Source organism: Streptomyces sp. NBC_00287 (assembly GCF_036173105.1).
Classification (GTDB): domain Bacteria; phylum Actinomycetota; class Actinomycetes; order Streptomycetales; family Streptomycetaceae; genus Streptomyces.
This window is the reverse complement of sequence record NZ_CP108053.1, coordinates 5,996,765-6,020,359: the sequence shown is the minus strand read 5'-3', so window position 1 is coordinate 6,020,359 and position 23,595 is coordinate 5,996,765. Positions and strand designations below refer to the sequence as shown.

The window sequence follows — 23,595 nt, the reverse complement described above, 5'->3', positions numbered from 1 at the left end:
GACCGGGCGCACGGGTAGATATACCTGTTTCCCTACCTGCGTCCCGTGCGCACTACCCGTATTGCAGGCGTACGGTCGCCCCCTGCGCGTCGTCCCGGACGTCGACGTAGGCGCAGACCTGGCGGGCGTACCACAGGCCCTGTCCCGGTTCCAGTTCGCCGGTGTCCGGCGGGACGAAGCCGGCGAGCGGGTCTTCGACGCGGCGGGAGGAGCGTAGCTCACCGACGCAGGCCGGTGCCTGTCCCCACAGCCGGACCCCGGTGACCGGGCCGAGCGCGGCGGCGGCCTCGGTGACGGCCAGCGCGAACAGCTCGGCGTCCGCGTCCGTCAGCCCACTCCCGCCGGCCCAGGCCCGCACGGCTTCGGCATCCGGCCGGGCGAGCGGATACGCGTCGGCGGGGGACGGCGGCAGGGGTACGGCGTCCAGCTCGGCGGCGAGCCGGAACGGGTCCTCGTACACGCCCGTGCCGGGGTGGGCGCGGCGGGCCTCGGCGATGAGGGCGGGGCCCGCGGTGCGGGTGTCGTAGACGCACAGGGCGGTGGTGGCGAGCGGCGCGAACAGAAGGTTGGCCAGGGCCTCGTAGCGGATCCACTCGGCGCTCTCGCGCGGCGAGCATCCGGCCTGGCCGTTCCATACGGGTTCCATGAGGAGGTGGATACGGCCGCCGGGGCCGCCGTGCGCGGCGAGGTAACCGGCCGCCTGGGCAACGGCGTTGGCGGCGGAGCCGGTGTACCAGTCGGTGTGCGGGACGAGTACCGCCCTCTTCGCGTCGCCGCCGAGGGCGTCCCTGAGCAGATCCAGCTTCTCGGGGGACGCGATGGCGACGGGTGGGGGCTCGTCGGGGTTGTAGAGGGCTTCCTCGATGAAGGGGACGGCGGCGGCCACGAAGGCGTCGTCGGCGCCGAGGACGGTCATGCGGTGGTCGAACGCCTGTGGTTGGTTGGTCACGCGATCCCCTGTCTGTGCTGCGTCCGGTGGTTCTGTGCCGTGTCCGGCGGTGGTTCAGCGCCTGGCCGTCACCCAGGCGGCGAGCTGGCTGCGGTTGTTGAGGCCGAGCTTGCCGAGGATGCGTTCCACATGGCCCTCGGCGGTACGGCGGGCGATGACCAGGCGGTCGGCGATCTGGTGGTTGGCCAGGCCCTGGGCCACGAGGTCGGCCACCTGGGACTCCCGGGGGGTGAGGTGGCAGCCCTTCGGCCCGCCGGCGTGCTCCCGGGCCCCGCGTCTCTCCTCGAGGGCCCGCCCCACGAGCTCCGTCAGCTCCAGCTCGCCGCCGTGCCGGTACGCCCTCTCGTACGCGGCCTCGCCGAGGGCTTCCCGGGCTCGGCGCTCGCTGTCCCGGCGGGTCTTGTTGAGGGCGGCCGAGCCCCAGCGGTCGCGGTCGATGTTGGACCAGACCCGGTCGGCGCCGCCGAGCACGAGCGCCGCGTGGTCGTGGGCGCCGGTCTCGGTGGCGATGCGGGCCAGGAGGTCGAGCGTGAGGGCGATGCCGGTGACGTCGTGCACGGCGAGCTTGAGGCGCAGGGCGTGGCGGGCGTGGCGTTCGGCGGCGGGCCAGTCCCGCTGCACCGTGTGGGCCAGAGCGAGCATCCGCAGGACGTACGAGTGCACCCACTCCTCCCCGTGCCGTTCACACAGCAGACGGGCCTCCTCGCATACGGCCACGGCCCGCTCGGCCTCCCCCAGGAAGCCCAGCGCGCAGGCCAGTTCCACCCGGTCGAGCCCGACGAGGCTGAGGTGCTGCCCGGGGACACGGCCACGGGCTCGCGCGGCCTCGAAGTGGGTGAGTGCGGTGGGCAGATCATCAAGGAAGAGGGTGATGACGCCGAAGACGTAGTCGGCGTGGGCCACTTCAGCCTCGTCGCCAAGGCTGTGGGCGAGCGCGCGGGCCTCCTCGGCAAGGCGCCGCCCGTGGACGAGATCCCGGGTAACAGCAGCGAGAAGCCCGGCGATCCAGAGGGCACGGGCCCGCTCGGGCGTGGGCTCGGGGTTCGCGTCGAGGGCCCGCTCCAGCCAGTGACGGCCCTCTCGGGGGGCGCCACAGGCATGCCAGTAGAACCAGAGGGTGCCGGCTAGGCGGAGGGCGGCGAGGCGGTCGTCGGGGGTGGCTGGATGGTCGGGGGGCGCGGCGGAGGGGTGGGCCGGTGTCGCCGGATGGTCGCCGGACGCGGCGGAGGGCTTGGCCGGTGCCGCCGGATGGTCGTCAGGCGCGGCGGAGGGCTCGGCCGGTGTGGCCGCAGGCCCGCCCGTGACGGAGGGGAACTCGCCGGGCGCGGCAGAGCACTCCCGCGATACCGCAGGACACCCGCCCGGCACGACGCCGCACTCACCCCGTCCCGCGAGCCGGTCGTCGGAGGTGACCTGATGGTCGCCGGACGCGGCGGAGCGCTCGGCCGGTGCCGCCGCAGGCCCGCCCGTGACGGAGGGGAACTCGCCGGGCCCGGCAGAGCACTCCCGCGATACCGCAGGACGCATGCCGGGCGCGGCAAAGCACCCGCCCGGCACGACACCGCACTCACCCCGTCCCGCGAGCCGGTCGTCGGAGGTGACCTGATGGTCGCCGGACGCGGCGGAGCGCTCGGCCGGTGCCGCCGCAGGCCCGCCCGTGACGGAGGGAAACTCGCCGGGCGCGGCAGAGCACTCCCGCGATACCGCAGGACACCCGCCGGGCGCGGCCGAGCACCCGGTCGGCACGACACCGCACTCGCCCGGCACCGCGAGCCCCTCTCCCAGCGCCGCGAGCCCCTCCCCCCGTCGTGCCGTAAGGCCGAAGTCGAGGGCCGCTCGCAGGTTGTCCTGGTCGGCTCGGAGGCGGGCGACGATCTCTCGTTGGCCCGGGCCGAACCAGGCTTGTTCGTCGGCGCTTGCGCGTCGCTGCATCCAGTCCCGCTGGCGGCGCCGGACGGCGATCTCCTCGCCGGGCTGGGCGCGTAGGCGGTCGAGGCCGTAGTGGCGGAGAGTGTCGAGGAGGCGGTAGCGCACGACGCCGGACGCCGGCTCGCTGGTCAGTACCGACTTGTCCACCAGCCCCGTGACCGCCGCCACGACGTCCGCCCCGCGCAGCCGTTCCCCGTCCGCGCACACCGCCTCCGCCGTCTCCAGGTCGAAGCCGCCCGCCAGGACCGAGGCCCGGGCCCAGGTCAACTGCTCCTGTTCCGTGCAGAGTTCATGGCTCCAGTCGACCGTCGCGCGCAGCTCGTGATGGTCGTCCAGGTTGTCCAGATCCTCCATCAGCTGATCGAGACCCAGGTCCCGCAGCCGCCCCGCCGCGAGTTCGATGGCGAGCGGAAGTCCGTCCAGGCGGCGGCACAGACGGGCCACGGACGCCCGGTTGTCCGGGGTCAGCCGGAAACCGGGGACCACGGCGGCGGCCCGGTCGGCGAACAGGGCGAGCGCGGGATGGCGGTCGGCGTCGGAGAGGTCACCGTCCGGGTCGGGGACCGGCAAGGGCCGTAGCTCCAGCAGGTGTTCCCCCGTCAGACCCAGCCGGTGTCGGCTCGTCGCCAGGACCCGTACCTGAGGGGTGCCGTCCAGCAGGGCCGCGGTCAGTTCCGCGCAAGCCGTCAGCAGATGCTCGCAGTTGTCGACGACGAGGAGCAGCCGCCGGTCCCCCAGCCGCTCGGCGAGCGCGTCCAGTGGGGGCCGGTCGGTGTGGTCGTGCAGGCCCAGCGCGTCGGCTGCGGCGAGGGGGACGAGGGCCGGGTCGTCGAGCCCCGACAGATGAACGAAGCGGACGCCGTCCGGGAAGGTACGGCGGACCCGGTCCGCGAGGCGCGCGGCGAGGCGGGTCTTGCCGACGCCGCCCGGGCCAGTCAGCGTGACCAGTCGTGATCCGGCCAACAACCTGCGCCCGAAGGCCAGTTCGGTGCGCCGGTCGACGAAGCTGGTCGACTCGGCCGACCCCTGGTCGCCTTGCCGTGGCGCTGATCCGCCCATGATCAGCCAGTCCAGTCCTCTGGGATGTGGCCCGAGAAGCGACCCGGAGTGCGGCGCTCCTCTAGCCCGCGGACCCTCACTGTCCCCCGCCCCACCCCGGACACGCACACGAAGCTCACACGCCCGAGTGCACCTTCCGCCAGGCCGGTGTCACTTGCCGCCCGCACGCGTACACTGCGCGGCCCTCACCCCTGGAACAGTTCGCGCCATCGCGGCCGTATTCGCTCTTGACCTGCTCATGCCACGCGCGGACGATTGAGCGCCACCCGCACGAGTACGTCGCTGAACCACCCCCCTGCTCCACTCCCCACCTTCCGGAGATCCCGGAAGTCCTGGAGACACAAGGAGAATTCATGCGACTTCGCATACGAGGCTCAGGCGCCCGCAGCGGCAGACGCACCGCCGCGCTCGCCACCCTCCTCGCCCTGGCCCTCGCGGCACCCCTCTCCGCGAACGTCACGGCGAGCGCCGACAGCGGCACCAAGGCGGCACCCTCCGCCGACGACATCCGGCAGTACGAGATCCACACCCACTCGACGGCCAGGGACCGCACCGCGATCCAGCGGGCGGGCGTCAGCGTGGACGAGGTCGACCAGCACGGCCTGGTGGTCTCCGGCCGCGCCGAACAGATCCGCAAGCTGCGTCAAATGGGCTACGAGGTCACGCCCTTGGCGGCCGTACCGGACCGCTCGAACGGCACGGACGACGTCGGCATCCTCGACTTCCCGTCCGCGGACTCCCGCTACCACAACTACGCGGAGATGACGACCGAGATCAACTCGCTCGTCTCGGCGAACCCGAGCATCGCCAGCACCCGGGTGATCGGCACGTCGTACCAGGGCCGGAACATCACCGCCATCAAGATCAGCGACAACGTGGCCACGGACGAGTCCGAGCCCGAGGTGCTGTTCACCCACCACCAGCACGCCCGCGAGCACCTCACCGTCGAGATGGCGCTGTATCTGCTGCGCGAGCTGACCTCCGACTACGGCAGCGACTCCCGCGTCACCAGCATGGTGAACAACCGCGAGATCTGGATCATCCCGGACGTCAACCCGGACGGCGGCGAGTACGACATCGCCACCGGCTCGTACCGCTCCTGGCGCAAGAACCGGCAACCCAACTCCGGTTCCTCGTACGTCGGTACCGACCTCAACCGCAACTGGAACTACCGCTGGGGCTGCTGCGGCGGCTCCTCCGGCTCCACGTCCTCGGAGACCTACCGGGGTACGGCGGCCGAGTCCGCGCCCGAGGTGCGGGTGGTCGCCAACTTCGTGCGCAGCCGGGTCATCGGCGGGGTGCAGCAGATCAAGGCCGGGATCGACTTCCACACCTACAGCGAACTGGTGCTGTGGCCCTTCGGGTACACGTACTCCGACACGACGACCGGGATGACGGCCGACGACCGGAACGCGTTCGCCACGGTCGGCGGGAAGATGGCGGCCAGCAACGGCTATACGCCGGAGCAGTCCAGCGACCTCTACATCACCGACGGGTCGATCGACGACTATCTCTGGGGCGCCCACAAGATCTTCGGGTACACCTTCGAGATGTATCCGCGCTCCAGCTCCGGGGGTGGGTTCTACCCGCCCGACGAGGTGATCGAGCGGGAGACCTCTCGTAACCGGGATGCGGTGCTGCAGCTTCTGGAGAACTCCGACTGCATGTACCGGTCGATCGGGAAGGAGTCCCAGTACTGCTAGTCGGACTTCTCCTCGGACTCTTCGAAGTAGGCGTCCAGCACAGCGTCGAGCTGTGACTCCCACTCGCTGAAGCGGCTCCTGGCCGGCGCCTCGATCTCGATCGGGTACCAGCGGCGGTCAGGAGTGTGCACCGTGATGGTGAACCGCTTGCCGAAGCGGGCGGTCTCCGTCTCCACGGCACCGATCTCGTCCCAGCGGAACTCGCACTCCTGGTCGTCCAGGGAGAGTCGGACCCCGCGGTGGTCGGCGACGATCTTCGCCCGGCGGTCGGAGGCCTCGAAGACGGGGCCGTCGGCGGCGGTGTCGTCGGCGGGCGTGTCTTCTTCCTCCGCCACTTCCGCTTCGGCCGTCTCCTCGACCTCTTCGGAGGAGGGGGCCGCCTCCTCCGCGGTCGCCTCCGGCTCCTCCGCCTCCGTCTCCTTGGACACGGGAGAGGTGAGCCCGGGGACGAAAGCCGGGTCGAATCCGGCGCCCTCCAGGGGCTGGCTGCTCGATCCTATGCGCTGCTCCACAGCGGGCAGTATGGTCGACGATCCTGTGCCGCACACAGCCAGCCCCTGCATTGTTATACGAAGACCATCGTCACTTCGGCAGGCGAACAATCAGCCGAGCACGGCCAAAGCATCAATCTCTACGAGCAGGCCCGCGGGGAGACCGACGTAGACCGTGGTGCGTGCGGCGGGCGGGGCGGTGAGGTTCTGCGCCTCGAAGTAGACGTTGTAGATCTCGTTCATCTCGGCGAAGTGGGCCACGTCGGTCAGATAGACGCGGATCATCATCACGTCGTCCCAGCTCGCGCCGCCCTCCTCCAGGATCGCCTTGACGTTGGCGAGGGTCTGGAGGGTCTGCTCGCGCAGGGTGGGGCCGGCCGGCGTGGGCGGCTTGCCCTCTTCGGCGGGCAGGAAGCCGACCTGGCCCGCGACCTGGAGGATGTTGCCCTTCTTCACGCCGTGCGAGAACTTCGCGGGCGGGGTGGTGTGGGTCTTGGGGGTGAGCGCGATCTTCTCGGTCATGCAGAGTCCTTACTGGGTGTCTTGCCTGAGTACTCGCCGCTGATCGCGTCCGCCGTACGGCGCACCAGCGGGAGCAGGGTGAGGAGTTCCTCGGCGGTGACGACGACGTTGGGTGCGGAGACCGACATCGCGGCGACGACCCTGCCGTCCGCGCCGCGGATGGGGGCGGCGACGCAGTTGATGGACTCCTCGTGGCCGCCGAGGTCGGTGGCCCAGCCCTGTTCGCGCACCTTGTCCAACTCCCTCAGGAAGGCGGGGGCGCTGGGTGTCGAACGGGACGTGTACATGGGGTATTCGAGCTTCTCCGCGAGGACGCGGCGCTCCGGTTCGGTGAGGTCGGCGAGGAGCAGTTTCGCGACGGCGGCGACGGTGATGGCGACCGGCTTGCCGATCCGTGAGTACATCCGTACCGGGTAGCGGCTCTCGACCTTGTCGATGTAGAGCACCTCGTCCTCCTCGTACACGGCGAGGTGGACGGTGTGGCCGCACTGCTCGTTGAGGCGTACGAGGTGGGGGTGGGCGATCTCGCGGATGTCGAGGTTCTCCATCGCCTCCTGGGCGAGGGCGATGAGGCGGGCGCCGAGGCGGTAGCGCTGGTCGGACTGGCGGTAGACCATGCCGTGCTCGTGGAGGGTGCGCAGGAGGCGGAGCGCGGTGGACTTGTGCACGCCCAGCCGGTCGGCGACCTGGCCCAGGTCGGCGGGGCCCTCGGCGAGCAGCGGCAGGATGCTCAGCGCGCGGTCTACGGTCTGGCTCATGGGGTGCGTACCTCCTCCTCGGCCCGGTGCTCGGCCTGTGTCCAGCCGGGGCCGAGTCGAAGTGTCCCCCACGAGGCCTCGCTGAGAGTGGCGAGGCGGTCGGCGGTGTTGCGGGTCGGGGGGACGGCGAGGTCGCCGGGGGTGGTGAGGGTGGCGGCGGCCCAGAGGTGAGCGTGGCGAAGGCGGTCCCGGACGGGAAGGTCTCGGAGGGTGGCGGAGAGATATCCGGCGGCGAAGGCGTCTCCGGCGCCGGTGGTTGCTACGACGTCCACAGTGAGGGCGGACTCAAAAGTGCTCCTCGTGTCGATAGTCGTCGCCCCACGAGCCCCCTGCTTGACCACCAGCGCCTCCGGCTCCGGAAGCACAGCCCTGATCTCCTCCGGCCCGCCCTCGATGCCCCACGCCTCCGCCGCCTCGTCCTCCCCCACGAACACGATGTCGGCCCGCCGCGCCAGCTCCAGCAGCACCCGGGAGTCGGTGCCGTCGGGCCACAGGCCGGGCCGGTAGTTCACGTCGAAGGAGATCAGTGGGCGGCGCTCGCGCGGAGCCGTCAGTTCGCGCAGCAGGCTCAGGCAACCCCCGGACAGAGCCGCCGTGATGCCCGACAGATGCAGCACCCGCCCCGCCCGCACCGCCGCCAGATCCACCCCCGTGACGGACATCGCCGACGCCGCCGAAGCGGCACGGTAGTACGCCACCTCGTGCGCATCCGTCCCGCGCTCCCCCGCCGTACGGAAGTACACGCCCGTGGGCCGCACCGGATCCCGGCGTACGGCGGAGACGTCCACCCCGTACGCACCGATCGCCTCGACCAGATGGTCGCCGAAACCGTCCGCCCCCACTCTGCTCACCCACCGCACCGCATGCCCGGCCGCCGCCAGGGCGCAGGCCACATTGGATTCCGCGCCGCCGATCGACCGGTCGAAGGAGGGGACGTCGGCGAGGCGGCCCGGTCGGGTGGGCAGGAACGCGACCATGGACTCGCCGAGCGCGACGACGTCCACGACGTCGGGGGTATTGCCGGTCCCGGTGATGGTCACGATCGTCGTAGCTCCCCAGCCTTGTGCTCATGTTGGCCGAGATGTTAGACAGCAGTAAGCGACATACGCAATGAACGTTGCAGACAGTGCAACGCTCCGATCAGGGAGGCCCCATGGCCGCTGAAGCGCTCGCCCGTCTGGCCGAGGAACGCGTCGACCACCGCTTCAAGGGCCTCCCGTCGGACGCCATGGGCCGTACGGTCGCCGAGCTGACCGCCGAGCGGCGCAACCTCTTCACCGACGGCTTCGCCACCCCCGTACTGGCCCTCTCGGCCGAGCGCCTGGAGCACAACCTCCGCCTCATGGAGACGTACGCCGAACGCCACGGCCTCGCCTTCGCCCCGCACGGCAAGACCTCCATGGCCCCACAGCTCTTCCAGCGCCAGATCGAGCACGGCGCCTGGGGCATCACGCTCGCGGTGCCGCACCAGGTGTGGGTGGCACGGGAGTTCGGTGTCCAGCGGGTGTTCCTCGCCAATGAGCTGGTGGACGCGGCGGCCCTGCGCCGCCTCGCCGCGGAACTGGCCGCCGACCCCGACTTCCGGTTCGTCTGTTACGTCGACTCCGTGCGCGGGGTGGAGCTGATGGACGCGGCGCTGGCGGGCGCCGCCCGACCCGTGGACGTCGTGGTCGAACTCGCCGCCGGCGAGGGCGCGCGGACCGGTGTCCGTACCGAGGCCGAGTGCGCGGCGGTCGCCGACGCGGTGGCCGCCGCATCGGCGCTACGGCTGGTCGGTGTCGCCGGGTACGAGGGCGAGGTGCCGCAGGCCACGCCCGAGCGGGTGCACGCCTGGCTGGGCAGGCTGGTCGCGCTGGCGGTCGACTTCGACAAGGCGGGACGCTTCGCGGACACGGACGAGATCGTCGTCAGCGCGGGCGGCAGCGCCTGGTTCGACGCGGTGGCCGACGTCTTCGGGGAAATCCCCGAACTCTCCCGTCCCGTCCATAAGTTGCTGCGCTCGGGTGCGTACGTCTCGCACGACGACGGCCACTACCGGAAGCTGACCCCCTTCAATCGGGTCCCCGAGGAGGGCGCCCTGGAGCCCGCGTTCCGGCTGTGGGCGCAGGTGGTCTCCCGCCCCTCCGCCGAGCAGGCCTTCCTCAACGCCGGCAAGCGGGACGCGGCGTACGACCTGGACCTGCCCTTCGCCCAGGTCGTCCGCCGGGACGGCGTGGAGCGACCGGCAGCCGGGATCGAGGTGACGGGCCTGTCCGACCAGCACGCTTGGCTGCGTACCGGGCCCGAGGCGGACCTCGAGGTCGGCGATTGGGTCGGCCTCGGCCTGTCCCACCCGTGCACGTCCTTCGACAAGTGGCCGCTGATCCCGGTCGCCGAGGCGGACGGCACGGTCGTCGACTACATCCGTACCTTCTTCTAGGAGGCCCGCTGTGCAGGACCTCGTCATCCGGGACGCCGAGGTGGTGGACGGCTCCGGCGCCGACTCGTACCGCGCGGATGTGGTGGTGGACGAAGGCCGGATCGTCGCGATCGTACGGGAGGCGGCGGCAGCCGGTTGCCAACGGCCGTCGGCGATGCGGGAGTTGGACGCCGATGCCCTGGTCCTCGCCCCCGGCTTCATCGATATGCACGCGCACAGCGACCTGGCCCTGCTGCGGGACCCCGACCACAGCGCGAAGGCCGCGCAGGGCGTGACGCTCGAAGTGATCGGCCAGGACGGTCTGTCGTACGCGCCGGTCGACGACCGTACGCTGACCGAGGTCCGCCGCGCGATCACCGGCTGGAACGGACACGGCGACGACATCGACTTCGACTGGCGGTCGGTGGGCGAGTATCTGGACCGCCTGGATCGCGGCATCGCCGTGAACGCGGCCTATCTCATCCCCCAGGGCACGGTCCGCGCGCTCGCCGTCGGCTGGGAGGACCGCGAGGCGACGCCGGCCGAGCTGGACCGGATGCGGCAGCTGGTCGCCGAGGGTCTGGAGCAGGGGGCGGTGGGCATGTCGTCGGGGCTGACGTACACCCCCGGCATGTACGCCAAGGACGCCGAACTGACGGAACTGTGCCGGGTGGTGGCGTCGTACGGCGGCTACTACTGCCCCCACCACCGCTCGTACGGCGCGGGCGCGCTGGAGGCGTACGAGGAGATGGTGGCCCTGACGAGGGAGGCGGGCTGCGCCCTCCATCTCGCCCACGCCACCATGAACTTCGGCGTGAACAAGGGCCGGGCGCCGGAGCTGCTGGGGTTGTTGGACAAGGCGCTGGCGGCGGGCGCGGACATCAGCCTCGACACCTACCCGTACACCCCGGGCTGCACGACACTCGCCGCGCTGCTGCCGAGCTGGGCGAGCGAGGGCGGTCCTGAGGCGGTGCTGGCGCGGCTGCGGGACGAGGAGACTGCGGAACGGATCCGCCACCATCTGGAGGTCATCGGCTCGGACGGCTGCCACGGGGTGCCGATCGAGTGGGAGACGATCGAGATCTCGGGGGTGAGCGACCCGGGGCTGGCGTCCTGTGTCGGCACCCGCCTGGACGGCTGGGCAACGGCCCGCCACCTGCTCCTGACGGACCGCCTGGGCACGACGATCCTCCAGCACGTCGGCCACGAGGAGAACGTCCGGGCCATCATGCGCCACCGGGTCCACACGGGCGGCTCGGACGGAATCCTGCAGGGCACGAAGCCACACCCGCGGGCGTGCGGCACGTTCCCGCAGTATCTCGGCCGGTACGTACGGGAGTTGGGGGTGCTGTCGCTGGAGGAGTGCGTGGCGCATCTGACCGGCCGCCCCGCCGCCCGCCTGCGCCTCCCGGACCGGGGCCTGATCCGCGAGGGCCACCAGGCCGACCTCGTCCTCTTCGACCCTCGGACGGTGGCGGCGGGCTCGACGTACGAGAAGCCGAGGGCGTTGCCGACAGGCATCCCGTACGTCCTGATCGACGGCCGTTTCGTGATCGAGGACGGCCGTCGAACGGACGTACTGGCGGGCCGGGCGGTGCGGCGCACGCCGTGAACGGTTACGGCTTGGGCAGGACGCAGCCGCTCGCGCTCAGGTCCAGCTTGTTGTCGATGCCGAAGCAGGCGGGGAACTGGTAGGTCTCCTGGGCGTAGTTGATGCCCTGGCGGACGGTGACGTTGCCGCTCGCGTCGACCTCACAGGGGTTGTTGACGGTGCAGCGCTGCCCGTCCTCGTTGCCGGTGTTGTTGACGGCGACGACGCGACCGGTGGCCTGGTCGAGCACCGGCGAACCGGACGTGCCGCCGATGGTGTTGCAGGAGGAGGTGTAACGGACGGAGTCCTTCCAGGTCCAGTCACCCTCCTTCAGACGGTAGGCGAAGCCGTCGATGGAGCAGTTGTAGATCCGCTTCCAGTAGCCGGAGACGACGCTGATGGCGGTGCCGGCGACGGGATGCGTGTCGTTGACGGTGAGCGCGCTGATGCCGTACGAGGTCCTGATCTGCGCGTAGGTGCGGGTGAGTTGGTAGATCGCGGCGTCGGTGTCGGTCATTGTCGCGTAGGCGATCTTGCTGGCGCGCAGGGTGCCGACACGGGTGCCGGCGGAGTTGAGCAGCCCGAAGGAACGGCTGGAGGCCTGGTCGACGATGACCTCGCCGGGCTCGGGGAATCCGCTCTCGAGGCAGTGCCCGTTGGTGAGCACGAGCGCGGGGTCGTTGTCCTCGGAGTCGGGCATCCGGATGACGGACCCGGAACAGTTGCTGAGCGACACGGTCCCGGCGAAGTTGACGGCCTGGATCGCGGGCGCGACGCCACTGTCCTCGGGAGCGGCAACCGCGGGTGCCGCGCCGGCCCCGGCGATCACCAGGGCGAAGAGCGCGGCGACGAGAGGCTTTCTCATGTGGGGGTCCCCTCTACATGACGAAGGCGACCGGAGATCTTCCGGCCACCCACTGATTTGTCATGCGCATTGTTATGTGAGGGGGCTGTGAGAACAAGCGGCCGTTTCCGGCCAAGGCCGGTTTCGGCGCGGAGGCGTTGCCCGGGGCGCCGACTGCAGGACCGGGCACCCCCGAAGGGGTGCGCTCAGTGCTTACCTCGGCCCTTTGGTGCTGCCCGACCCGTGGCCCGGCTTTCCGTTGGCGTTGCCCGGACCCGAGCCGTCGTCCGGGTCGGCGGTGGCGGGGGACGTCTCCACCGGAGCCGTGGTGGTCGGCTTCGCCGACGGGGACGCGGACGTCTTGTCGTCCTCGGCCTCACCGGCCGACGCATCCGCACCGGGGGAGGTCGTGGCGGACGGACCGGAGGTCGGGGAGGACGGGTCAACCATCGTGGCCGGGTCCTCGGACGAGCCCGAGCCGTCCGTCGCCGAGCGCGCCGGATCCTTCTTGTCCGAGCCGCCGGAGGAGGAGTCGGAGGAGAAGGCGAATCCGGCGACGAGGGCGGCGACGGACGCGACACCTACGGCACCGGCGGCCATCAGCGCGCGGCGCCGGTGGGCGCGTCGGTGCTGTGCGCGCCGGGCGGTCCGGCTGCCGCCGCCGGGCTCCCAGTAGGTCTCCCAGTCGACGCGCTCTTCCACGTACGCGTCGACTGGCTCGCCGGGCCGGGGCGGAGCCGCGGGCGGCTCCTCGGGTACGTGCGGCAGCTCGCTCGTCTCGTCGTATGCGTTCTGCCAGCCGTGCGCCACGGCCGGATCGGCGTACTCCTGGTAGTCGGGGGACGGCGCGGCCTGCGGGACGTACACGTTCGGCGGGCCCTGGAGCCCGCCACCCTCCAGAGCGCCCGTCGCACCATTCGCGGCATTCACACCATTCGCCCCGTTTTCGTACTGAGGTGGCCTGGACATGGCCGCGCATTGTAGAGACGGGAGGGGCCTGCGGGACAGTCACCGGCGATAACCGCCCAAATCACCCGTCTCACGTGGTGGAAAACACGGCCCATGCGGCGTTACCGGGCCGTAAGCTCCCTGACATGCAGGTGATCCAGTCGACCAAGCTCGCCAATGTCTGTTACGAGATCCGGGGTCCGGTTCTCGAAGAGGCCATGCGGCTTGAGGCGGCGGGCCACCGCATCCTCAAGCTGAACACCGGCAATCCCGCCGCCTTCGGGTTCGAGTGCCCGCCCGAGATCCTCGAGGACATCCTGCGGAATGTGTCCTCCGCGCATGGATACGGGGATGCGAAAGGACTGCTGGCCGCCCGTCGCGCCGTCGTCATGCACAACCAGACCCTCGGTATCGAGACCGACGTCGAGCACGTCTTCATCGGCAACGGCGTCTCCGAGCTGATCGTCATGGCGATGCAGGGGCTGCTCGACGACGGGGACGAGGTGCTGGTCCCCTCGCCCGACTATCCGTTGTGGACTGCGGCTGTTTCGCTGTCCGGCGGTACCGCCGTGCACTACCGCTGCGACGAGCAGTCCGACTGGATGCCCGACCTCGCCGACGTGGAGCGGAGGATCACCGACCGCACCAAGGCGATCGTCATCATCAACCCCAACAATCCGACGGGGGCCGTGTACGACGAGGCGATGCTCAAGGGGCTCACCGATATCGCCCGCCGCCACAATCTGCTCGTCTGCTCCGACGAGATCTACGACAAGATCCTCTATGACGGGGCCACCCACATTCCGACCGCCTCCGTCGCGCCGGATCTGCTCACCCTCACCTTCAACGGGATGTCCAAGGCCTATCGGGTCGCCGGATATCGCGTCGGCTGGATGTCGATCTCCGGGCCGCGCGCCCATGCCGACTCCTACATCGAGGGCCTGACGATCCTCGCCAATATGCGGCTCTGCGCCAATATGCCGGGGCAGCACGGTGTCGTCGCCGCCCTCAGCGGGCGGCAGACCATCAATGACCTGGTGCTTCCCGGCGGGCGGCTCAAGGAGCAGATGGATGTCGCCTACGAGCTGCTGACGCAGATTCCCGGTGTCAGTTGCGTACGGCCCAAGGGGGCCCTCTATCTCTTCCCCCGCCTCGACCCCAAGGTCTTCAAGATCAAGGACGATCGCCGGCTCGTCCTCGACCTGCTGCGGCGCGAGAAGATCATGGTCGTCCAGGGGACCGGGTTCAACTGGAGCGAGCCCGACCACTTCCGGGTCGTGACCCTGCCAACCGTCGGGGACCTCCGGGACGCCGTGACCCGGATCGGGACCTTCCTCGACGGATACAGCCAGCCCTGACAGTAGTTCTATGGATCGCTCAACTTTAGACGGAATCTAAGCTAGGATGGCTTCCTGAGAGCACAGGAGGCCATCCCCATGTACGAGCCGATCCGCAGCAAGTCGGTCCACAGCACGATGGCCGGCACCACCTCCGACTTTCCCCACCGGACGCGCGAGGAGGAGCTGGACATCCAGCTGGCGGGCCATCTCGCCGCGCTGCTGGCCGCCACCGACGAGTTGCGCGCCCTGGCCCCGTCCGCCGATCTGGACGCCGCCGCCGAGCGGCTCGCGGAGCAGGTGACCCGGCTGCGGGGCGGGCTGGTTCGCGCGGTGCCCTCGGGCGAGGCGCGCGACCTCACCGCGCTGCACCAGCGGGCCCACACCCTCGCCGGCCGCGCCCTGGTCGTCGCCGCCTCCCGCGCCGACACGGCGGCCGCCATCCTGTCCGCCGAGCGCATGGACGCACACGCGGCGGCCCTGGAGCCTCGCGAACTCGCGTCCCACTGAGCCCCCTCCCGGGGTTCCCGCAGACGGCCCCGGTCCGCGTGCACCCGCAGCGACGCGCGGACCGGGCGCCACACACTGCGTCGGCTTGAGCCGCGGCGCCTTGTCGCCGTAGGGGTTCTGTCGCGTCGGCGGCTGCTTGTCGCTTGTGGTTGCCCACGCAGTTCCCCGCGCCCCTTTTGGGGTGTTGCAGGACCGGAGTCCGTATGACACCTCCCGTTCATCGCCCGCGACGGGGAATGTTGGGTTCCGCGAGCACTCTCGCCGTGTGAGACGAATCATCGGAATCGTCCTCGCGGTCTTGCTGATCGGCGGCGTGGTGGCAGCTGTCGTGGCGGGCCGGGAATCCGGGGACAAGGGCACGGCAACGAAGACCGTGCAGGCAGTCATCGGCTCGGAGAAGGCGGAGTTCTTCGCCGATCCCGACGTGGTGGAGGCCCTTGCCACCAAGGGCTACACCGTGCGGACGGAGACGTCCGGGTCCTGGGCGATGGAGGGGCTCGACCTCAAGGGGTACGACTTCGCCTTCCCCTCCAGCAAGGCGCCCGCCGACGAGCTGGCCGCCAAGTACGAGGTGCGCCAGCCGTTGCCGCGGCCCTTCTACTCGCCGCTGGTCGTCGTGGCCCACCGCAGCGCCGCCGAGGTGCTCGTGGCGAACGGTCTGGCCACGCCGGCCGGGGAGCACCGCGGCACGCTGAAGATGGCGGCCTATCTCGAGGCCGCCCGCGCGGACAAGACCTGGCAGCAGCTCAAGGGCGCTGAGAAATATGGGGAGTTGACGGGCACCCTCTACATCGCCTCCACCGACCCCGAGACCTCCAACTCCGGCGCCCTCTATCTCGCCGCGGCCTCCTATGCCGCGAACGGCGGCCGGGTCGCCGCGAGCGACAAGGACGTCGACGCGACCGCGCCGCTGATGCGCAAGCTGGTCAGCGTGCAGGGCGCCCAGCAGTCCAGCACGGACGCGGCGTTCCGGGACTTCGTCAGCGGCGCCGGGAACCCGCTGGTCCTCGTCTACGAGTCGCAGGTCGCCGCGCTGCTCGGACAGGGGCAGGCCCAGGGCCTGGACGACCTGACCGTCCTCTACCCGGACACCACCGCCAACAGCGACCACACCGTCGTACCGCTCACCGAGGAGGGGCGTGCCTTCGGTGAACTGCTCAGCTCGGACCCGGAGTTGCGCACGCTCGCGGTGAAGCACGGGTTCCGGCCGCAGGGCGCCACCGCCGAGTTCACCTCGGCGACCAACGCGCACACGGCGTATCTCAACCAGAAGCTCACCGGCGTCCGGCAGGCGCCCGTGCCCACCTCCGCGGTGCTGCACGACATGGCGCGCCGGGCCGGATCCTAGGGGGAACCGCACATGACCGAAGAAACCTTCACGCTCACCCCGCCCGAGGCCGTCGCGCCGGTGCCGCGGGAGAAGGCCGGCGGGCTCGTCCCCGTCGACGACAGCGTCCGCGCGGGCATCGCACAGAAGGCCTCCGACTACGTCCGGACGCTCGCCGCCTTGGACGCCCGCTCCCCAGAGTTCGCCGGCAAGGTCGGTGAGATCACCGGGCTCGGCGCCGGTGAGATGCGCAGTGCGGCCGCGCAGTCCAACCGGATGCTGGAGCGGACCATCCGCAGCCTGCCCGACAAGGGCGGGGACGCCCAGTCGCAGGTCGCGGGCTCACTCGTGGAACTGCGCCGGGTGGTCGAGGACTTGGACCCCCGGGACCTTCCCGCCTCCAAGGGCCGCAAGTTCCTCTCCAAGCTCCCCGGCGGCAACAAGCTGCGCGACCATGTCGCCAAGTACGCCTCCGCACAGGGCACCCTCAACAAGATCGTGGGTTCGCTGCGCGGCGGCCAGGACGAACTGCGCCGGGACAACGCCGCGTTGCAGACCGAGCGGGTCCGCCTGTGGGAGACCATGGGCAAGCTCCAGGAGTACGTCGTCCTCACCGAGGCCCTCGACACGGCCGTCGAGCAGCACATCGCCGGCGTCGGCGAGCTGGAGGCGGCCGACTCGCTCCGCGCCGACGTCCTCTTCCCCGTCCGGCAGAAGCACCAGGACCTGCTCACCCAGCTCGCGGTGTGCGCGCAGGGCTACCTCGCCATGGATGTCGTACGACGCAACAACGACGAGCTGATCAAGGGCGTCGACCGGGCCGCGACGACGACCGTCTCGGCGCTGCGGATCTCGGTGATGCTGGCGTCCGCGCTGGACAACCAGAAGAAGGTCATCGAGCAGGTCAACGCGTTGCGCGGGACCACCGAGGACCTCATCCGGGGCAACGCCGAGATGCTCGCCACGCAGAGCGGGGAGATCCAGCGCATCGCCGCCGATCCGGCGGTCGGCGCGGAGACGCTGCGGTCGGCGTTCCAGCAGATCTACCGGACCCTCGACGCGATCGACACATACAAGGTCCAGGCGACCGAGGCGATGGCGACGACCGTGGAGAACCTGACGTCCGAACTCCAGCAGGCCTCCGTCTACTTGGAGCGCAGCCGGAACCGGGGCGCGCTGGAAGGGGGGCTCGGATGAGACGCGGCGCCGCCCTGCTCACCGTCGCCCTGCTCGCGACCGCCTGCACCACGCAGGGGGAAAAGGAGCCCGACTCCCCCGAGCCCGGCACCCTGCGCGTCCTCGCCTCCAGCGAGCTCGCCGACATGACCCCGGTGCTGGACCGGGTCGAACAGGACACCGGCCTCAAGGTCGAGGCCAAGTACATGGGCACGCTCGACGCCGTGGACCTGCTGGCCAAGGGCGGGACGGACGGGAAGTTCGACGCCCTGTGGCTGTCCTCCAACGACTATCTGCGGCTGCGTCCCGAGGCGGCGAAGAAGGTCGTCTCGGAGACCCCCGTCATGTCCAGCCCGGTCGCCATCGGCGTCAAGCCGGACACCGTGCGGAAACTGGGGTGGAAGCCGTCGGACGTCACCTGGTCGCAGGTCGAACAGGCCGTGAGCCAAGGGAAATTGACCTACGGCATGACCGACCCCGCCCGCTCCAACTCCGGGTTCGCCACGCTCGTCTCGGTCGCCTCCGCCCTCTCCGGCGCCCAGTCGGCGCTCACCGACGCGGACGTCGACAACGCGAGCCCCCGGCTGAAGGAGTTCTTCCGGGGCCAGCGGCTGACCTCGGGCTCCTCGGGCTGGCTGGCGGCGGCCTATGAGCGGCGCGGGGACGTCGACGCGATGCTCAATTACGAGTCCGTCCTCGAGGGCATCCCGGATCTGACCGTGATCCGCCCGAGCGACGGTGTCGTCACCGCCGACTACCCGATCTCCTCGCTCGCGTCCACGGACGCCGACACCCGCGAGAACGTCCGCCGGCTGACCGAGTCCCTGCGCAGCCCGGACATGCAGAAGGAGATCACCGACCTCACCCATCGCCGCCCGGTCGTCGCCTCCGTCTCCCCGGGGGTCGGCCTGGACACCGGCCGCCGGCGCGAACTGCCCTTCCCCGGCAGCCGTTCCGTCGCCGACGGGCTGCTCGACGCCTACGAGAACGAGCTGCGCCGCCCGTCCCGCACGGTGTACGTCCTCGACACCTCGGGCTCGATGGAGGGCGACCGCCTGGCCGGCCTCAAGTCCGCGCTCACCGGCCTGACCAGCGACTTCCGCGAACGCGAGGAAGTGACGCTGATGCCGTTCGGCTCGGACGTGAAGAGCGTCCGCACCCATGTCGTGGACCCCGCCGAGCCGCAGTCCGGCCTGGACGCGATCAGGAAGGACACCGAGGCCCTGACCGCCGAGGGCGACACCGCCATCTACACCTCGCTGCAGAAGGCCTACGACCATCTGGGCGCCGACCAGGACACGTTCACGTCGATCGTGCTGATGACGGACGGCGAGAACACCGCGGGCGTCGCGGCGGGCGAGTTCGACGCCTTCTATGCCGGGCTCGACCGCGACCGGCGTGGGACGCCCGTCTTCCCCATCCTCTTCGGCGACTCCGACCGGTCCGAGCTGGAGCACATCGCCGAGTTGACCGGCGGCCGTCTCTTCGACGCCCAACAGGGCTCGCTGGACGGCGCCTTCGAGGAGATCCGTGGGTATCAGTAAGTATCTGGAGTCACGCAAGAACATCGCCGGCAGTGTGTGCGGGATCGCCGGGATCGGGCTGACCTTCGCCGGGGTGGCGGGCCCGTACTGGCCGGTCGTCGTCGCGGGGCTCTACGGCGCGGGCGCGTTGATCGCCCCGCCGGAGCGGCCCGCGCTGCCGGACTTCCCGGACCCGACGGCCCAACTGGAGGAACTGCGGGCCGACTTCGAGAAGCTGTGCGTCTACTTGGCGGAGGTCGACCTGCCCCCGGCCGCCGGAGGACAGCTGACCGAGCTGACGAATCTGCTGACCGCGCTGCTGGCCCCGGGCTGGGCCACCCAGCTGCTCGCCCAGGACCCGGAGGGCCTGCACAGCCTGGGCCGGGCCGTACGGCAGGACCTTCCCGAGGCCGTCGACAGCTTCGTACGGGCGAGGTGGTGGACGCGGCTGACGCCGGGGCAGGAGCCGCCGGAGCGGCATCTGGAGCGACAGCTCGGCCTGTTGCGGCAGGAGGCGGAGAGCCTGGCGGCGGCCCTCAGGGATACGGAGGCCCGCCGCCAGGAGACCCACACCCGATACCTGGAGGACCGGAGCGGGGACGAGGGGATCAGCGCGTGACGGTGACCGTCGCCGAGGCCGTAGAGGCTTGGTGCAGGTCGTCGCCCGGCCAGCTCACCGTGTAGGTGGTGGCGCGCCGGGTGCGCGGGATGTCGTTGATGGTGAAGGTGCCGTCCGCGGCGACCGTCACCGACGACAGCGTGCCGGTGCCGAGCCGGTCGGTGCGCTCCACCTTCAGCACCGCCCGGTCCGGCAGCGCCTTGCCCTGGGCGGTGAAGGTGCCGGTGATCTCGACGCCCGTGCTCATCGAGGCCTCCGCCGGGGCGGTGAGCGCGATCGAGGTGGGCGCCTTGCCGACGGACACCGTGTGGGTGACGTCGGTCGCCGGGCGGTGGGTGAGGTCGCCGAGGTAGGAGACGGTGTAGGTGGCGTCGCCGACCAGGTCGGGCTCGTCGAGGACGGTGTAGGAGCCGTCCTCCTTCACGGTGAAGGTGCCGAGATCATGGGTGCCGTTCGCGTCCGTGCGGGTCGCCTTGACCTTCAGCGGCTCGGTGGGCGCCGGGCCGTCGTACTCCAGCCGGCCCCGCACCGACAGCGGCTCGCCCGCGACGGCCTGGGCGGGGCTGTGCGTGAACGTGCCGTCGAGGCGGACGTCGTACTGGACCGCCGGGGGCTGGATGATGTGCAGCCAGTACTGGTTCCCCGCCGTGTTGGTGGTGACCGCGAACAGCCGGGAGCCGTCGGCGGACCACTCCATGCCGCGCGGCGCCACCCGGTTGCCGTCGAGGCTGCCCTCGAAGACGAACTCCAGCGGCGCGGTGGAGTCGGCGGGATCGGCGGGCTGCACCAGGAGGTCCGGGGTCGAGCCGGTCGCCGAGGCTCCGCGCGCGATGTACTTGCCGTCACCGCTGAAGGCGACCGCGCTGGCGGTGGCCCCGGACGGCAGGGCCTGGTAGCCGGTGTCCGCGTCGGACAGGTCGGTGGTGTTCAGCAGCCGGTGGCCGTAGGCGGCGTCGGCGAGTGCGACCTTGCTGCCGTCCGCGGAGAACACCAGGTCCTTCATGTTCAGGGCGCCCTTGCCGTCGGCGTCGGCGAAACGGCGGGCCGCGTTGCGGACGAGGGTGCCGCTGCTGGTGTCGAAGACGGTGACGAAGGGGTCGGCCGCGTTCGCGTTGAGCGGCTGGCCCATGAGCATCCGGTCGCCCGGGCCGGACTCCAGCTGGAGCTTGCCGTGGTCCTGCCAGTTGGAGCGCCCGGCCGAGCCGTCCAGGTACGTCAGCGAGGAGTCGCACAGGGAGGTGTAGGAGGAGTACGGCGTGGTGAAGTACAGCTGGCCGCCGGAGAAGGCCATGCTGCGGCCGCAGTTGTCGGTGGACGCGTAGCTGGCATTGGCCAACTGGTAGGTGGTGGTGTCGACCCGGTAGATCCAGTCCCGCCCGCCGGCGTACAGCGTGGCGCCGTCGGCACTGAGCGCGAGGCCGGAGACGTGCTGCTGGGTGCTGATCGTGGTGACGCGCTCGCCGTCGAAGGTGTACACGGCGATGATGCCGCTGTTGTAGTAGCTGTCGGTGCGGGAGTCGGCGACGTACACGCGCTGGTGCACGTTGTCGACGGCCAGCGCCGAGTACGTCTCGATCGGCAGCTTGGCGACGATGTCCGAGGCCGCCGCATGGGCCGCGGGCGCGACGGCGACGGTCAGTCCGGTCCCGGCGAGTGCGGCGGCGAGAACCGTGGCCGCGAGGCGTCTGGGACGGTGTGCGGTATTCAACTGTGCCCCCCACAGGCTTTGTTGGGCCCCACCGGTAGCGGTGAGGCCCGTGTGTCCCCCATGTAACAGGGGTGAAGATCCTGTGATCAAGGGGGCGCGTGGAGGTGCTTGCGATCAGGGGCAGCTGATGCGGGTGTCGCCCGGGTCCGTCGTGCAGCTGTCCGTGTTGGGGCCACCGTTGGCGGTGTCGTTGCCGGAGACGCTGTCGACGGTGTTCAGGTTGTCGAAGCCGTAGTTGCCGATCAGGTTGTCGTTGCCGGGACCGCCGTTGAGGGTGTCGTTGCCGTAGCCGCCGTCGAGGCGGTCGTTGCCGTACCCGCCGTGGACGGTGTCGTTGCCGGAGCTCGCGTTGACGGTGTCGGTGCCGCCGAGGGCGCAGATCACGTCGGTGCCGGACGTGCCGGTGATGGTGTCGTTGCCGCTGGTGCCGATGCGGGTGCAGCCGCGGGCGTTGTTGACGGTGGTGGTGATCGTGACCGTGTTGTTGGCGGTGGCCGGGTCGGTCTGGGTGGCGGTGACGGTGGCGCGCTGGGTGAGGGTGCCCGTGGCGCGGGGCTCGGCGACGACGGTCACGGTGACCGTGGCGCCCGGGGCGAGGGTGCCGAGGGAACAGCTCACGGCGGTCGTGCAGGTGCCCTGGGTGGCGGTCGCCGAGACGACGGTGTGCGCGGGTCCTGTGAGGGTGTCGGTGAGGGTGACGCCGGTCGCCGAGGTCGTCGTACTGGTGTTGGTGACGCGGACGGTGTACGTGGCCCGGTCGCCGATGCTGACCGTGCCGGGACCGGACTTCGTCACCGAAAGGTCCACGCCGGTCGGCGGCGGGGGCGTGCTGCCGCCGCCCTCGAAGCGGGCCAGGGCGAAGCCGCTGTCCGGTCCGCCCCGGCCGGCGGCGACGATCTTTCCGTCGGACTGGAGGGCCACGGCACGGGCGAAGTCGCTGCCGCCGAAGTCCGCGGTCGCCACGCCCCCCGTGCCGAAGCCGGTGTCCTGGCTGCCGTCGGGGTTGTGGCGCAGGACGGCGAGGTTCCCGCCGCCTCCGTTGCTTCCGGCGAGGACGATCCGGCCGTCGGCCGACTGGACCGTCACGTCCCAGACCGCGCCTCCGGAGAGGACGACCCTGCCGTCACCGTCGAAGCCCGTGTCCAGGGCGCCGCTGGGCTGGTAGCGGGCCATGCTGTCGCCCCCCGCGGCGACGATCTTCCCGTCGGACTGGAGCGCGAGCCCGTGCACGGTCTCGTAGTCACCGAAGTCGGTGCGGACCATGCCGTCGCCGTCGAAGCCCGTGTCCAGGCTGCCATCGGTGTTGAAGCGCATCAGAGAGAAGTCGAAGCGGGTCGAACCGACATCGCCCCCGACGACGATCTTCCCGTCGGATTGCAGGACCATGGCGTTCGCGCCGCCGCCCGCTTCACCGGGCTCTTGCGAGGGGTCGGCGGTCACCGTGCCGTCGCCGCCGAACGTGGTGTCCGGGGTGCCGTCCCCGTTGAGGCGGAGCACTGCCACCTCGCCCCCGGTGTAACCGGCCGCGACGATCCGGCCGGCCGAGTCGATCGCCACGTCGCGGGCCTCGGTCGGACCGGCGATGTCGGCGAAGTACCTGCCGTCACCGCTGAAGCTGTTGTCCAGGCTGCCGTCCGTGTTGTACCTGGCCACCGTGAACCAGCAGCAGTTCTCGTACCCCCGCCAGCTGTAGCCCACCACGACGATCCTGCCGTCGGGCTGCAACGCCACGGCGTTGGCCTCGCTCCACTGGAGGTCGGGCTCCATGTTGTTGATGGCGGTCGTCACCGTGCCGCCGTCGCCGAAGCCGGTGTCCGGGGTGCCGTCGGCGTTGTGCCGGGTCAGCGCCCAGCGGCCCTCCAGCAGCGAGTGGTCGGCGGAGGCGCCAACAGAGACGATCTTCCCGTCGGACTGCACCGCCACGTCGTAGGCCTGATCGTCGTCGGCGAAGTCGGTGAGCACCGTGCCGTCGCCGCTGAAGGTGGGATCAAGGTCGCCGGGGGCCGCGGTCGCGGTGCCGGGAAGGGCCAGGACGAGGGCAAGTACGGTCGCCGCGACGGTCCCGGCGCGAGCCAGGAGGGACCGGCGGCGCCATGCCCGTCGTACATGAGGTGTGAACATGTGCGCCAGCCTTCCGCCGTACGCACACACCGGCGGCCGCCACGAGCGGCGTTGCCCTCACCGGACGCGGAAATCCATCCGG

General features: G+C 70.8%; 19 protein-coding genes. 9 read left to right on the top strand and 10 right to left on the bottom strand.

Going from position 1 to position 23,595, the window contains the following annotated elements:
• Positions 1-52 precede the first annotated feature (52 nt).
• Both OHT76_RS27540 and OHT76_RS27535 read right to left on the bottom strand, forming a co-directional pair.
• The gene (locus tag OHT76_RS27540) at positions 53-949 is read right to left on the bottom strand and encodes an MEDS domain-containing protein (protein WP_328873540.1); all 897 of its coding nucleotides are present in this window, start codon (positions 947-949) and stop codon (positions 53-55) included.
• A 54-nt stretch (positions 950-1,003) separates the two neighbouring features.
• Positions 1,004-3,937 (bottom strand): LuxR C-terminal-related transcriptional regulator, encoded by a 2,934-nt coding sequence (locus tag OHT76_RS27535; RefSeq protein ID WP_328873539.1) that lies wholly within the window; start codon positions 3,935-3,937, stop codon positions 1,004-1,006.
• A gap of 353 nt (positions 3,938-4,290) precedes the next feature.
• Between OHT76_RS27535 and OHT76_RS27530 the strand changes: the two genes are divergently transcribed.
• Positions 4,291-5,640: a M14 family metallopeptidase gene (locus OHT76_RS27530; protein WP_328873538.1), complete on the top strand. Its 1,350-nt coding sequence runs from the start codon at positions 4,291-4,293 to the stop codon at positions 5,638-5,640.
• Here the strand turns inward: OHT76_RS27530 and OHT76_RS27525 are convergent.
• The 4 genes from OHT76_RS27525 to OHT76_RS27510 form a co-directional block, all read right to left on the bottom strand.
• Positions 5,637-6,152 carry a hypothetical protein gene (locus OHT76_RS27525; protein WP_328873537.1) on the bottom strand — a complete coding sequence of 172 codons (516 nt, stop codon included), beginning with the start codon at positions 6,150-6,152 and terminating at the stop codon, positions 5,637-5,639. The genes OHT76_RS27530 and OHT76_RS27525 overlap by 4 nt on opposite strands.
• Positions 6,153-6,242: 90 nt before the next feature.
• Entirely contained in the window at positions 6,243-6,653 is a 411-nt protein-coding gene (locus OHT76_RS27520) for a RidA family protein (RefSeq protein ID WP_328873536.1), read from the bottom strand.
• Entirely contained in the window at positions 6,650-7,411 is a 762-nt protein-coding gene (locus OHT76_RS27515; RefSeq protein WP_328873535.1) for an IclR family transcriptional regulator, read from the bottom strand. The genes OHT76_RS27520 and OHT76_RS27515 overlap by 4 nt, the downstream gene beginning before the upstream one ends.
• Positions 7,408-8,451 carry a sugar kinase gene (locus tag OHT76_RS27510; RefSeq protein ID WP_328873534.1) on the bottom strand — a complete coding sequence of 348 codons (1,044 nt, stop codon included), beginning with the start codon at positions 8,449-8,451 and terminating at the stop codon, positions 7,408-7,410. The genes OHT76_RS27515 and OHT76_RS27510 overlap by 4 nt, the downstream gene beginning before the upstream one ends.
• Positions 8,452-8,564: 113 nt before the next feature.
• Here OHT76_RS27510 and OHT76_RS27505 point away from each other — a divergent pair, with 113 nt between their 5' ends.
• Complete coding sequence (locus tag OHT76_RS27505) at positions 8,565-9,830, top strand: alanine racemase (protein ID WP_328873533.1); 1,266 nt, start codon at positions 8,565-8,567, stop codon at positions 9,828-9,830.
• Positions 9,831-9,840: 10 nt separating this feature from the next.
• On the top strand, positions 9,841-11,421 hold the full coding sequence (locus OHT76_RS27500; RefSeq protein ID WP_328873532.1) for an N-acyl-D-amino-acid deacylase family protein: 1,581 nt from the start codon (positions 9,841-9,843) through the stop codon (positions 11,419-11,421).
• A 4-nt stretch (positions 11,422-11,425) separates the two neighbouring features.
• On the opposite strand, the gene OHT76_RS27495 is transcribed toward OHT76_RS27500, so the two are convergent.
• Both OHT76_RS27495 and OHT76_RS27490 read right to left on the bottom strand, forming a co-directional pair.
• The gene (locus OHT76_RS27495; protein ID WP_328873531.1) at positions 11,426-12,265 is read right to left on the bottom strand and encodes a S1 family peptidase; all 840 of its coding nucleotides are present in this window, start codon (positions 12,263-12,265) and stop codon (positions 11,426-11,428) included.
• A gap of 192 nt (positions 12,266-12,457) precedes the next feature.
• A complete protein-coding gene (locus OHT76_RS27490) occupies positions 12,458-13,174 on the bottom strand; it encodes a hypothetical protein (RefSeq protein ID WP_328873530.1) in 717 nt (238 codons plus the stop codon).
• Between the two features lie 164 nt (positions 13,175-13,338).
• Here OHT76_RS27490 and OHT76_RS27485 point away from each other — a divergent pair, with 164 nt between their 5' ends.
• The 6 genes from OHT76_RS27485 (at position 13,339) to OHT76_RS27460 (ending at position 19,684) form a co-directional block, all read left to right on the top strand.
• A complete protein-coding gene (locus tag OHT76_RS27485; RefSeq protein WP_328873529.1) occupies positions 13,339-14,550 on the top strand; it encodes a pyridoxal phosphate-dependent aminotransferase in 1,212 nt (403 codons plus the stop codon).
• 78 nt (positions 14,551-14,628) lie between these two features.
• Complete coding sequence (locus OHT76_RS27480; protein ID WP_328873528.1) at positions 14,629-15,039, top strand: SCO4983 family protein; 411 nt, start codon at positions 14,629-14,631, stop codon at positions 15,037-15,039.
• Between the two features lie 265 nt (positions 15,040-15,304).
• Entirely contained in the window at positions 15,305-16,387 is a 1,083-nt protein-coding gene (locus tag OHT76_RS27475) for a substrate-binding domain-containing protein (protein WP_328873527.1), read from the top strand.
• A gap of 12 nt (positions 16,388-16,399) precedes the next feature.
• Positions 16,400-17,563: a toxic anion resistance protein gene (locus OHT76_RS27470; protein WP_328873526.1), complete on the top strand. Its 1,164-nt coding sequence runs from the start codon at positions 16,400-16,402 to the stop codon at positions 17,561-17,563.
• Positions 17,560-19,086, top strand: a complete 1,527-nt coding sequence (locus OHT76_RS27465; protein WP_328873525.1) for a substrate-binding and vWA domain-containing protein — start codon at positions 17,560-17,562, stop codon at positions 19,084-19,086. The genes OHT76_RS27470 and OHT76_RS27465 overlap by 4 nt, the downstream gene beginning before the upstream one ends.
• Complete coding sequence (locus tag OHT76_RS27460; protein ID WP_328873524.1) at positions 19,073-19,684, top strand: hypothetical protein; 612 nt, start codon at positions 19,073-19,075, stop codon at positions 19,682-19,684. The genes OHT76_RS27465 and OHT76_RS27460 overlap by 14 nt, the downstream gene beginning before the upstream one ends.
• On the opposite strand, the gene OHT76_RS27455 is transcribed toward OHT76_RS27460, so the two are convergent.
• The gene (locus tag OHT76_RS27455) at positions 19,674-21,392 is read right to left on the bottom strand and encodes an Ig-like domain repeat protein (RefSeq protein WP_328873523.1); all 1,719 of its coding nucleotides are present in this window, start codon (positions 21,390-21,392) and stop codon (positions 19,674-19,676) included. The two genes, OHT76_RS27460 and OHT76_RS27455, sit on opposite strands and share 11 nt — an antisense overlap.
• A 114-nt stretch (positions 21,393-21,506) precedes the next feature.
• Complete coding sequence (locus OHT76_RS27450; protein WP_328873522.1) at positions 21,507-23,513, bottom strand: calcium-binding protein; 2,007 nt, start codon at positions 23,511-23,513, stop codon at positions 21,507-21,509.
• Between the last annotated feature and the right edge of the window lie 82 nt (positions 23,514-23,595).

Excerpts from the sequence above, each read along its gene's own strand:
- OHT76_RS27485 (WP_328873529.1), top strand. The coding sequence starts at position 13,339 with ATGCAGGTGATCCAGTCGACCAAGCTCGCCAATGTCTGTTACGAGATC.
- OHT76_RS27480 (WP_328873528.1), top strand. The coding sequence starts at position 14,629 with ATGTACGAGCCGATCCGCAGCAAGTCGGTCCACAGCACGATGGCCGGC.
- OHT76_RS27535 (WP_328873539.1), bottom strand. The coding sequence starts at position 3,937 with ATGGGCGGATCAGCGCCACGGCAAGGCGACCAGGGGTCGGCCGAGTCG.
- OHT76_RS27515 (WP_328873535.1), bottom strand. The coding sequence starts at position 7,411 with ATGAGCCAGACCGTAGACCGCGCGCTGAGCATCCTGCCGCTGCTCGCC.
- OHT76_RS27495 (WP_328873531.1), bottom strand. The coding sequence starts at position 12,265 with ATGAGAAAGCCTCTCGTCGCCGCGCTCTTCGCCCTGGTGATCGCCGGG.
- OHT76_RS27530 (WP_328873538.1), top strand. The coding sequence starts at position 4,291 with ATGCGACTTCGCATACGAGGCTCAGGCGCCCGCAGCGGCAGACGCACC.
- OHT76_RS27465 (WP_328873525.1), top strand. The coding sequence starts at position 17,560 with ATGAGACGCGGCGCCGCCCTGCTCACCGTCGCCCTGCTCGCGACCGCC.
- OHT76_RS27505 (WP_328873533.1), top strand. The coding sequence starts at position 8,565 with ATGGCCGCTGAAGCGCTCGCCCGTCTGGCCGAGGAACGCGTCGACCAC.
- OHT76_RS27450 (WP_328873522.1), bottom strand. The coding sequence starts at position 23,513 with ATGTTCACACCTCATGTACGACGGGCATGGCGCCGCCGGTCCCTCCTG.
- OHT76_RS27470 (WP_328873526.1), top strand. The coding sequence starts at position 16,400 with ATGACCGAAGAAACCTTCACGCTCACCCCGCCCGAGGCCGTCGCGCCG.
- OHT76_RS27520 (WP_328873536.1), bottom strand. The coding sequence starts at position 6,653 with ATGACCGAGAAGATCGCGCTCACCCCCAAGACCCACACCACCCCGCCC.